10 protein-coding genes are annotated in these 9,976 nt (G+C 59.8%); 5 read left to right on the top strand and 5 right to left on the bottom strand.

Annotated elements, in window-relative coordinates:
• Positions 1 to 332: 332 nt before the first annotated feature.
• Positions 333 to 1,217, bottom strand: coding sequence for an MlaA family lipoprotein (locus ABD997_RS12175; protein ID WP_345317305.1), 885 nt, complete (start codon positions 1,215 to 1,217; stop codon positions 333 to 335).
• A 221-nt stretch (positions 1,218 to 1,438) separates the two neighbouring features.
• Positions 1,439 to 1,651, bottom strand: a complete 213-nt coding sequence (locus ABD997_RS12170) for a hypothetical protein (protein ID WP_345317303.1) — start codon at positions 1,649 to 1,651, stop codon at positions 1,439 to 1,441.
• Between the two features lie 217 nt (positions 1,652 to 1,868).
• Between ABD997_RS12170 and ABD997_RS12165 the strand changes: the two genes are divergently transcribed.
• Positions 1,869 to 2,417, top strand: coding sequence for a TonB-dependent receptor (locus tag ABD997_RS12165; protein ID WP_345317302.1), 549 nt, complete (start codon positions 1,869 to 1,871; stop codon positions 2,415 to 2,417).
• A 250-nt stretch (positions 2,418 to 2,667) separates the two neighbouring features.
• Here the strand turns inward: ABD997_RS12165 and ABD997_RS12160 are convergent, their stop codons facing one another.
• Complete coding sequence (locus tag ABD997_RS12160; RefSeq protein ID WP_345317301.1) at positions 2,668 to 4,017, bottom strand: ammonia-forming cytochrome c nitrite reductase subunit c552; 1,350 nt, start codon at positions 4,015 to 4,017, stop codon at positions 2,668 to 2,670.
• 251 nt (positions 4,018 to 4,268) lie between these two features.
• On the opposite strand from ABD997_RS12160, the gene ABD997_RS12155 reads away from it, so the two are divergent.
• Together ABD997_RS12155 and ABD997_RS12150 are read left to right on the top strand one after the other, a co-directional pair.
• Entirely contained in the window at positions 4,269 to 5,534 is a 1,266-nt protein-coding gene (locus tag ABD997_RS12155; RefSeq protein ID WP_345317300.1) for a DEAD/DEAH box helicase, read from the top strand.
• Between the two features lie 169 nt (positions 5,535 to 5,703).
• On the top strand, positions 5,704 to 5,925 hold the full coding sequence (locus ABD997_RS12150) for a hypothetical protein (protein ID WP_345317299.1): 222 nt from the start codon (positions 5,704 to 5,706) through the stop codon (positions 5,923 to 5,925).
• Between the two features lie 137 nt (positions 5,926 to 6,062).
• On the opposite strand, the gene ABD997_RS12145 is transcribed toward ABD997_RS12150, so the two are convergent.
• Positions 6,063 to 6,539, bottom strand: a complete 477-nt coding sequence (locus tag ABD997_RS12145) for a peroxiredoxin (protein WP_345317298.1) — start codon at positions 6,537 to 6,539, stop codon at positions 6,063 to 6,065.
• 172 nt (positions 6,540 to 6,711) lie between these two features.
• Here ABD997_RS12145 and ABD997_RS12140 point away from each other — a divergent pair, with 172 nt between their 5' ends.
• The gene (locus ABD997_RS12140; protein WP_345317296.1) at positions 6,712 to 7,218 is read left to right on the top strand and encodes an acyl-CoA thioesterase; all 507 of its coding nucleotides are present in this window, start codon (positions 6,712 to 6,714) and stop codon (positions 7,216 to 7,218) included.
• 39 nt (positions 7,219 to 7,257) lie between these two features.
• Here the strand turns inward: ABD997_RS12140 and ABD997_RS12135 are convergent, their stop codons facing one another.
• The gene (locus ABD997_RS12135) at positions 7,258 to 8,832 is read right to left on the bottom strand and encodes an AbgT family transporter (RefSeq protein WP_345317294.1); all 1,575 of its coding nucleotides are present in this window, start codon (positions 8,830 to 8,832) and stop codon (positions 7,258 to 7,260) included.
• Positions 8,833 to 9,240: 408 nt separating this feature from the next.
• On the opposite strand from ABD997_RS12135, the gene ABD997_RS12130 reads away from it, so the two are divergent.
• A complete protein-coding gene (locus ABD997_RS12130) occupies positions 9,241 to 9,684 on the top strand; it encodes an Hsp20 family protein (protein WP_345317292.1) in 444 nt (147 codons plus the stop codon).
• The last annotated feature ends 292 nt before the right edge of the window (positions 9,685 to 9,976 follow it).

Below are 9,976 nucleotides of genomic sequence, written 5' to 3'. Positions count from 1 at the left end.
CTGCGCCATGTTCACTCCTTTGTGGGTCGGCTGTTAGTTTTGGTCGACCAACAGTATTCCGACTCGCACGGGAGTGAACAACCTCCTGAAAGATTACATCTAGGTTCTAGGTTCTAGGTTCTAGGTTCTAGGTTCTAGGTTCTAGGTTCTAGCAGGAGCCTACACCGTATGACTGGGACACCCCGCTTTTCGCTCTTAGCACCTAGGCTCTTCCCTAGAGCCTAGGCCCTTTCCTAGTACCTAGGCTCTTCCCTAGTACCTAGCCTCCTGCGCTTACCGCTGTTAGGAACCAGGAACCGCTTTCCCTAGGAACGCTCTTACCAGAACCTAGGCTACTCGTTCTCGTCCAGGTACTCGTCCAGCCAGGCATCCTCCTCTTCCGTCGGCGGCGCCCCGTCATAAAGCCGAAACTCACTGTACTGAAAATAGGCTTCTTTGGTAAAGGAGTACGGGTCGAGGGAGCTGTCCAGCAGCGCCTCCTGCTCGACCAACTTCGCCCGGGTGACCAGGCCGTCCAGAGCCCAACGTCCCGCCAACTGCCAGAATCCCAGCAGACTGTAGGGGAAATAGAGCCGATCAACCCAATCCCCCACCTCTTCGCGCACGCTGCTTGGGCCAAGCACGGGGATCATCAGGTAGGGGCCATTACCCACGCCCCAGACCCCCAGGACCTCGCCGAACTTGTCCTGTTTACGCTCCAGCCCCATGTCCGCGGCGATATCCATGATGCCAACGACCCCGACGGTGCTGTTGATCAGAAATCGCGCTGTGGCATTAGCCGCGTCGGCAGGCTTCCACTGCAGCAGGTTGTTGACCGCACTGAAGGGCTCATCAAGGTTACGGACGAAATTCTCGACCCCCTTCTGAGCCGGCTTGGGAACGTAGTCCACGTAGAAGTGCACCACGGGACGGGCGAAGTAGCGGTCAAAGTAGCGGTAGTTGAAGATCCAGAACGCTCGGTTCATCGGTTCGAGTGGATCGCGGCCGTCCTTTTGGCTCTGCGCGATCGCCTCTTCGTCCATGTCCCCATAGAGTTCATCAAGGGCCGCATCCAGGAGCGGATCCTCTTCCGCCGGGGCCTGCTCAACACGCTCAGTGCCCTCACCAAGGGAGTCGGCGTACAGGAAAATGTAGTCGGCCTGAACTGGCGACGAAGAGGCCGTCACGGGCAGAAGGACTGCGACTGCGAGTCCAAGTAAACATCCTAACTTACTCAAGCTTTTCACCTTCCTGGTCTTCCTGGATTCATATCCCTGCCACTTGCGTGTCATGCGCCTTTCCATAGCCTGCGACACCTCGGCATGTGGCAACGAAATGGTATCACGACCGCAACCTAAGCATCACCACTGACGTAACCAGGGCATTTTGAGCCTGAGCGCGTTGGCGTTCATAACGCCAAGGTTCCCCATCGGGTGCAGTTGGCGCCCTTTTCCCGCGGCTACTTGAGGTGCACGAACTGCCGCTGGACACCGAGCTGGTGGCACGCTTCCTGGATCGCCTCTTCGCTCGAGTGCGCCTCCAGAGGGATCCCCTCGCTGTGAAAACAGTCGTTGGTGTACTCGTCCCAGAACACGAAACGCGCCTGCCAACCACTTCGATCAACCGCCGGCGTCTGGTGGAACACTTCGATATTTGCATACTGCCGCGCCATGACCGCCTCCTACTGACTGAACCGGTTCCTTCAGAGTATGCGTCACCGAGGCCAATTCGCCAGGCGAGGCGGTGGTTCCAGAGGGCTTCGACGGCAGCGGAGGTGAATCGACCCATTCCGATCACGAGAGAGATCCCGATCCCACTTTGTCTTCCCGCTTTTGACCCGCGATCCCTGAGTTTCGACAATGCGGTTTTCTGGACCCGGACCGTCGATAATGCGCGCAGCCCTGCTCTCCCTTCCCCTGATGCTGCCTCTGGCCCTTCAGGCCTCCCCCTTTGAAAACTCAAACAAATCACGCGGCGATAAGCTGACGCGCCAGCCCTATGCGATGCTGGCCGCCGATTACATCCCGATGGACGATGGCGACCTCTGGGGGATCACCCTGGCGCCGACGCACTATGATCCCCACTACCCTGAATGGGGTTACTACGGCGGCTTCGCCTGGGGGGGCTCGAGTCATGCTCCCTGGCCGGAGCCGGGGCGGGCCAAGACCCGCCGCTACATGGTCCGCTTCGGTGTCAGCCGACGCCTGGTGTCGGACCTGAACCTCTACGGCGGCGTGGTACGCCTTACCGACGAATTGCGGTACACCAACATGGTGACGCCCCGCCACGTCGGTGCCGAGCCCATCTGGCACACCGAGAACGAACACCACTGGGGCGGTGAGATCGGCCTGCGTTACATGCTCCCCTTCAACCTGGCAGTGGGCCTGGGATACAACAGCGCCACCGAATCCATGGTCTTCACCCTGGGGGTGCACTGATCCGCCCGAGCCATAACACGCCAAAGCTCAACTTCTTTTTGACCGGTTCGGCCCAAGGTCTCGTGGCCGACTTGGGTTTTGCGTTGCCGTTGTGCCTCAGTGCCCTCGGCACAACCTAAGGGGTTTAAGAAGACACGCAGGGCGTAGGTTGGCGCCGAGCCTGCGAGGCCCAACGCTTCGTTACCGATTTGAATTTGGCCGGTGCCGTTGTGCCTCTCAGCTTCAATACGCCCGACTTCAAAACCCGGCGTTAGTAGCCCCGCGAGGTGGCCTTTGGCCAGTGCGGGATCACCTGGGTTTCCAGGTAACGCTTCTTCTGCTCCGTCAGTGCATCGAGATCCAACTGCAGCGCCTGCTGCGCCTTCGCCTTGGTGGAGATGTCCGGGTAGCTCACCGATTCCACCTCCAGATTATTGAGAATGATGGCCAGCTTGGCCCGCGCTAAAGTCACCTGCTCCAACGCCTTATCCAGCAGCGCCAACCCCTCCTCCGGATTGTGGGCATGGATCCCATGGGAGGAGGTTGCGAAATCCCAGCGCCATTGGGCGTGGCGGATATCCATCAAGGCCCCGGCGACCCTGTCGAAGTCGGCCCCGCCATCCTGGGCGGCCTTGGCATCGTAGTGCGCCTGCACCAGCAGGGCCTCCACCACTTCCCGCTTGGCATCGATGGCGGACTTCGCCTCAGCCAGGGCTGTGGCCACTCGCTCCTCACTCTGGTGGCAGCGGACACAGGCACGATCGAAGTTATCCAAGGCACTGCGCACCTTGTGATCATGCACCCCCGCCTGCTCGCCGTCCGGGTTGGCCGGCATATGGCAATCGACACAGCCCACATCCAGCTTGGCGTGTTGGCTGCGGCTCCAGTGCTCAAACTCCGGGTGACGGGCCTTCACCATGAAGGCGCCGGAGACCGGATGGATCCAGTCATAAAAGCCCCGGGTGTCGTAGTACTTCTCGATGTCGTCCGCGGTATTGCCGAAGATCCAGGGGATATTCACCCGGTTCTCCTCTTCCGGCTGGAAGTAGTAGGTCACGTGACACTGACCGCAGGTCTGTGACCCCTGCATGGAAAGGCTCTGCGTTTCGAACGGCTGCTTGATCTTGGCCATCGCCTTCTGGCTGAACGGCCTAGCCAGACGCAGTGTGTCACTGCCGGGTTCGTGGCAATCGGCACAGCCGATGGCGCTGCCCATCTCCTTGCCCAGCTCGGCAAACTGGTGGGCGGCAAAGCCGTTTTCCCCCTGCTCGGCCATCAGGCGCGCCGCATCCGGGGACTTACAGCTCCAACAGGCCGCATCCCCCTCTCCCTGTGCTGTTCTCAGGGTATGGGTTACGTCTGCCACGGCAAACTGGTGTCCCCGTGGCGAATGAAACTCCTTGGCGTAAGCACTGCCGCCCCACAGCACCACCAGCGCCGGGCGCTCGGCCAGCATGTCCACCCTCTCCTCCAGGGTTTCGGTTTGGGCCCAGCGCTCGTACTGTTCGGGGTACTGGCCGCGCCAGCTTTCACTTTCCGTCGGATCGACAGCCTCGCTGCAGCCTCCCAGCGTAAGCACCACGCCCAGGGTACCCGCGCCCACTAACCAAGATCTCATCATCAGGAAACGTGCCTTTAATTTGCCTGTTTAAGAGAATGGCATAGGGCTCTCGCAACTGCATCCGGGTCTGCGCCAAACTGTGACCGTCTCCCTCCCCCAACTGTTTGTTTATCCATAACTCGTGACCTTACGACCGGCGGGGCGTGCGTGCTCGCGAACACGCCGGGACGGCTTTGATTAGAGCCTTTGGTATAATTCCGGTATTATCAGCGCCCCGCTTTTTCCCCAACCTAGGCTGGACAGGAATAACCATGAGTTTTGCCTCCCAGGGCTTTGGCCCCGAAATTGTTCGCGCCGTGACCGAGTGCGGCTACGACAAGATGACGCCGGTACAACGCAAGGCGATCCCCGCTGCCCGCAAAGGTCGGGATATTCTCGCCAATGCCCAGACAGGCACCGGCAAAACCGCCGCCTTCGCCCTGCCCATCCTGCAGCAGTTGCTGGACAGCCCCAAGCAACGTCAGGGCCGGCAGATCCGGGCCCTGATCCTGGCCCCGACCCGAGAACTGGCGGCGCAGATCGCCACCAACTGCCGAGATTACGCCCGCTATACCCCACTGACGGTGGAGGCGGTCTACGGGGGCACCAAGATGGCGGGCCAGGCTGAGCGCCTCAAGGGGGGCGTGGATATTCTGGTCGCCACTCCAGGGCGGCTGCTGGAACACGTAGCGGAGAACAATGTCAGCCTCAGCCAGGTCGCGCACCTGGTGCTGGATGAAGCGGATCGCATGCTCGACATGGGCTTCGCCGGGGAGCTCAAACGGATCATCGCCCTGGTTCCGCCGAAGCACCAGACCCTGCTGTTTTCCGCGACCTACCCGCCGAAAATGAAGCAGCTGGCGACCCAGAGCCTCACCCACCCGGTGGTGGTTTCCGTGGCGCCGCAAAATGCCACCGCCGACACCGTTTCCCACGTTCTCTACCCGGTGGACGAGGAGCGTAAACTGGACCTGGTGGTGGAGTTGATTGGCCGCAAGAACTGGAAGCAGGTACTGGTCTTTGCCAACTACAAGGAATCGGTGGACGCTGTCGTTGCCGAACTGAACCAGTACGGGGTACCCGCTGCCGCCTGCCACGGTGATAAAGGCCAGGGGGCACGTCGCCGGGCGTTGCGGGAGTTCAAGGAGGGGAAGATCCGAGTCCTGGTGGCCACCGATGTCGCCGCCCGCGGCCTCGATATTCAGGGGCTGCCCTACGTCCTCAACTACGATGTGCCCTTCCTGGCGGAGGATTACGTGCACCGCATCGGCCGGACTGGCCGTGCTGGCTTGCCGGGCCATGCCATCTCCCTGGTGGGGCGCGACGAGGAGCTCTCCATCGCCCAGATCGAGACCCTGATCGGGCACATCATTCGGCGCATCAATCAACCGGGTTACGCCGTCAAGGATCGCACCAACCTGCTGTACGAAGTGCGCACCAAGCAGCGCTACACCCGCAAGCAGGCCCGAGCCAACAACCCCACGGACCAGAGCGCCGGTGAGCGGGCCCTGCGTGCTCGCAAGGGGCGCAGCCGGTAAACGTAAGCCACTTTTTCCAACAGGGCGCCAATCGGCGCCCTGTCGTCGTTTATACAGGGACGGTTTTAGAAATGGGGATTCTCGGTCAAAAACAAGGGGGATAGAGGAGCCTCGACCACCGGAGATCTATACTGATCCTAAAGGTTTGTCTTCATCACAGGAGATCCCCATGACCGAGCCTCTCTGCAAAGACTGCAAAAAGCTGTTGGACGAACAGGCCGCCGAGCCTCACGACCAGCTCAAGGAGTTCGCCCACCACGAAGCCTCTACGGTCGATGGCGGCTTCTCGGAACACGAGTTTCGCTGCCAACGCTGCGGCCATGCCCTGCGTCAGATCAGCGGCACCAGCCCGGTCACCGGCTGGACAGAGCTGCCTGCCGAGGGGCGCTAGCTGCACTGAGGGATACGCCCCGGTTTCGAGAGCTCAGTTCCTGGTTCCTTGTTCCTGGTTACTAGTTCCTAGGGTCTAGGAACTAGGCTCTAAGGCCTAGGAACCAATGAAGGCGCCCGATCGCTGAGCGGGCGCCTTTAGCTCGCCATCGCCTCGAGCATCGCTTCGGCTCCGGAGACAGAAAACTCGTTGGGTTTCTCAACCTGAAGAATCACCACCTCGCCATCACGCACCAACATCGCGTAACGCTGGGCCCGGACCCCACCGAAGCGGCCGGTATCCATGCTCAAGCCCAATGCCTGGTGGAACTGGGCATCCCCGTCCGCCAGCATATCTATCCCTTCACAGCCCTGAGTTTCGCTCCAGGCCTTCATCACGAAAGCATCGTTCACCGCCACACAGGCGATGGCGTCCACCCCGGCGGCCTTGAGTTTATCGATATTGCTCAGGTAGCTGGGCAGGTGCTGCTCACTGCAGGTCGGGGTGAAGGCACCGGGCACCGCGAACAATAAGACGGTGCGGCCAGCGAAGTACGCGCTGCCGCGATCCTGCATCCCCTCCGGGGTTAACTGGGCCAGGGAGATGTCGGGCAGGGTATCGCCAATGGCAATCATGGTGTGCTCCTTGTTTTTAACTGTGGGTTTTACCCCTTGAAGCTATCAGCCTAGCCGCCATTAGCCGCCGCCACACACTCCCGGTCGGGTATGTTTATCTGTACGCCGATCTGCTAGCCTCATCTTACCCAAAATCAAACGATCGTTTTAATTTCATCTAAAGGGAGTAAAGATGCAGGAGCAAGTCACCCAACCGGAACACCCCTCCACCGAGAGCCACCAGAGCGAGGCAATGACCCGTTTTCTCAATGACTACCCGGTGACCATGACCCAGAACGTTCAGTGGGGCGACATGGATGCGTTGGGGCACGTCAACAACACCGTCTATTACCGCTACTTTGAAAATATCCGCATCGACTTTTTCCAACGTCTGGATATGTTTGAATTGATGGAGGAGCAGCAGTTGGCGCCGGTGCTGTCGGAGAGCCAGTGCCGCTTCCGTCGGCCGGTCTTTTTCCCGGACACTCTGCTGCTGGGCACCCGGATCAGCACCCTGGCAGATGATCGCCTGACCATGGAATACGGGATCTTCAGCCACAGCCAGCAGGCGCTGGTCACCCAGGGCCGGGCCACCGTGGTCTGCATCAATACCGAAACGAATCGACCGACACCGCTTCCGCCGATGCTGAAGGCGGCACTGGCAGACTCTCAGCCGGAAGAGGCAGGACTCGCGGGGTGAGCTGAAAAAACGGGGCCAAGATGGCCCCGTTTTTCTTGGTCAGAATCCCAGCGGGATCCCGAAACTGAAGAAGAAAATTAACAAGGCCGACCAGGCCAGCAGGAAGGCCAGTGAGTAGGGCAGCATCATCAGCATCATCTCGCCGATAGTGAGCTTGGGCTGGTACTTGCGCATGAACGCCAGGATCACCCCCGCATAGCCCATCATCGGGGTAATGATATTGGTGCTGGAGTCCGCCACCCGGTACGCGGCGGCCACCATATCCGGGGTCATCTGGGGGTTCACCTGGTAGAGCATGGGGATGAAGATCGGCCCCAGCAGCATCCACTTGGACACCAATCCACCCACAAAGAGGTTGATCAACGCGGTGACCACGACGAACCCCAGGATCAGGCCGATGGGGAAGGACTCCAGTCCGAGGTTGGCTAGCAGCGTCGCCCCCAGGTAGGTGATGTAGGTTCCCAGCTCGGAATATTTCAACAGCGCCAGGAAGTTGTAGCAGAAGAAGGTCAGCACCATGATGTAGCCCAAGCTGTTCATCTGCTTCACCATCGCCTGCACGACGTCTGCCATGGCAGTAAAGCGACCGGTGCGGTAGCCAAAGGCGATCCCCACCATGGCGAAGACCAGAGCGATCAACAGGATCACATTATCCAGGTAGGGCACCACGGTCCGCCCCGCCTCGTTCTCATAGGGTGCCAGCGGCCCCAGCCCCAGTGCCAGCACCACTGCCAGGGCCGCCAGCAGGCCCAATCCGGCCGCCCTGAGGCCCCTGCGTTCGTTGTCACTGAGGCGAAAATCGGACAGGTCGATCTCCTCCGGCAGTTCAAAGGGCATCCGCTCCAGTCGCGGCTGAACAAAACGCCGGGTGACCCAGCCCCCCACCACCACCAGCATCAGGGTCGATGCCAGGATGAAGAAGTAATGCATGGTGGCGGGTGTCAGCGGTGCCCCACTGCCGGACTCGAAGGGAACGCCCTGCGCCTCGGCAAAGGCCTGGGCATTGACACCGATGATCACATCCACCGGCGTGGCGGGCAGCAGGTTGGCTGAAAACCCGGCGGAGACGCCAGCAAAGGCCGCTGCCATGCCGATCAGTGGGTTCTTACCCAATCCGGCGTAGAGTAGGCCCGCCAGCGGGATCAACACCAGGTAACCGGCGTCGGTGGCCAGGGAACTCATGATGCCAATAAAGATCACCGCCGGTGCCATCATCTTCTCACTGAGCCTCGCCCCCAGCGCCTTGATCACAGCGGTCAACAGACCAGAATGCTCGGCGATCCCCACCCCCAGCATCACCACCAGGATCACCCCCAGCACGCCGTTGCCGTAGCCCAGCCAGTTGGCCAGGATGGCGTTATCGAACAACCAACGGATATTGTCGCTGCTGGTCATGTCGGCAATGGTGTACTGCACCACGCCCCCATCCCGTCCAAGGGACTCGAAGGAGTGCCCCCCGATCAGCGCCGTCAGCAGCAGCGCCGCCCCCAGCAGGAAGATAAAGATGATCACCGGATCCGGGATCGCCCGGCTGATCGCCTCAATCCGACGGATAAACCTTCCCGGCGCCTTGGCGGTCGACGCGTCGTCGACTTCAGAGCGAGTCTCTGTCATGCGCACTCCTTGTGCTTCTTGTTTTCGTTTTCGATGGAACTGACTGGCCCAGATGCCGTCATTCAGGGGGCAAAACTACCAGCCTCCAGCGCCGGAATCCAACCCACGCGCCCCGGGCGACGGGGCCTGAGCGTATTGGATTCCTTGCGCCGGGATCTCTGAGCGGAGAAGATCCTGGCAATGAAAAGTCTGCCAGTGAAAATCCAAGCCTCAACTGTGGTGTGGGTTCTCTTTTACAAAAAGGGGCCCCTCTAGAAGGCTAAAACACAAAAAATTTTTCATTTGCCCCTTTAAAAATTTTTGCCCATCCCCAGATAGGGAGTACGGACGCTCGATGAGGTCCGTCACGGAGGCCGATAAAGGCTCCGTTATATCTGAACTTATGTTGCTCAATAGAGGACTGAAATTATGCGTACTTTTGACCTGTCTCCCCTGTACAAATCTGCCATCGGCTTCGATCGTTTCGCCAAAGTGATGGACGAAGCGATGCGCCACGAACAGAACGGCTTCCCGCCATACAACATCGAACTGGTGCAGGAAGACCAATACCGCATCACCATGGCGGTGGCCGGGTTTGCCGAGGAAGAGCTGGATATTGAAGTGGAAGGCGACACACTGACCGTCGTTGGCAACAAATCCAAATCGGAAGAGGCCCGAAAGTTCCTCCACCAGGGTATTGCCGAACGCAACTTCAAGCGCAACTTCCGCCTGGCCGAACACGTCGAAGTGCGAGGCGCCAAGCTGGAGAATGGCCTGCTGAATATCGAACTGGTCCGCACCGTTCCGGAGGCGATGAAGCCACGCAAGATCAGCATCGGTAACGAGCGAGTACTGGAAGCCAAAGCCAGCTAACTGCATTGCCCGCATCGACCAGCGCCGCCAGACGGCGCGGTCTGCCAATGCGAAAGGCCGGGGGAAACCCCGGCCTTTTTTGTACCTGCTACTTGCGCCGGGATTGCCGAACCAGAGCAAGATCTTAGGTCCTGGGTTCGAGTTCCTAAGAGCCGAAGTTCAAGAGCTGGCGCTCCTAGTAACTAGTTGTAATCTTTCAGGAGGTTGTTCACTCCCGTGCGAGTCGGAATACTGTTGGTCGACCAAAACTAACAGCCGACCCACAAAGGAGTGAACATGGCGCAGTCTGCCA

It is taken from the genome of Ferrimonas gelatinilytica (genome assembly GCF_039544205.1).
Taxonomy (GTDB): domain Bacteria; phylum Pseudomonadota; class Gammaproteobacteria; order Enterobacterales; family Shewanellaceae; genus Ferrimonas; species Ferrimonas gelatinilytica.
Note: the sequence above shows the minus strand (reverse complement) of the source record. Positions and strands in the feature narration are given on the sequence as shown.

Bases quoted from the DNA above. Each gene is read 5' to 3' on its own strand.
- ABD997_RS12170 (WP_345317303.1), bottom strand. From the start codon at position 1,651: ATGGCGCGGCAGTATGCAAATATCGAAGTGTTCCACCAGACGCCGGCG.
- ABD997_RS12135 (WP_345317294.1), bottom strand. From the start codon at position 8,832: ATGACAGAGACTCGCTCTGAAGTCGACGACGCGTCGACCGCCAAGGCG.
- ABD997_RS12160 (WP_345317301.1), bottom strand. From the start codon at position 4,017: ATGATGAGATCTTGGTTAGTGGGCGCGGGTACCCTGGGCGTGGTGCTT.
- ABD997_RS12155 (WP_345317300.1), top strand. From the start codon at position 4,269: ATGAGTTTTGCCTCCCAGGGCTTTGGCCCCGAAATTGTTCGCGCCGTG.
- ABD997_RS12145 (WP_345317298.1), bottom strand. From the start codon at position 6,539: ATGATTGCCATTGGCGATACCCTGCCCGACATCTCCCTGGCCCAGTTA.
- ABD997_RS12150 (WP_345317299.1), top strand. From the start codon at position 5,704: ATGACCGAGCCTCTCTGCAAAGACTGCAAAAAGCTGTTGGACGAACAG.
- ABD997_RS12130 (WP_345317292.1), top strand. From the start codon at position 9,241: ATGCGTACTTTTGACCTGTCTCCCCTGTACAAATCTGCCATCGGCTTC.
- ABD997_RS12165 (WP_345317302.1), top strand. From the start codon at position 1,869: ATGCGCGCAGCCCTGCTCTCCCTTCCCCTGATGCTGCCTCTGGCCCTT.
- ABD997_RS12140 (WP_345317296.1), top strand. From the start codon at position 6,712: ATGCAGGAGCAAGTCACCCAACCGGAACACCCCTCCACCGAGAGCCAC.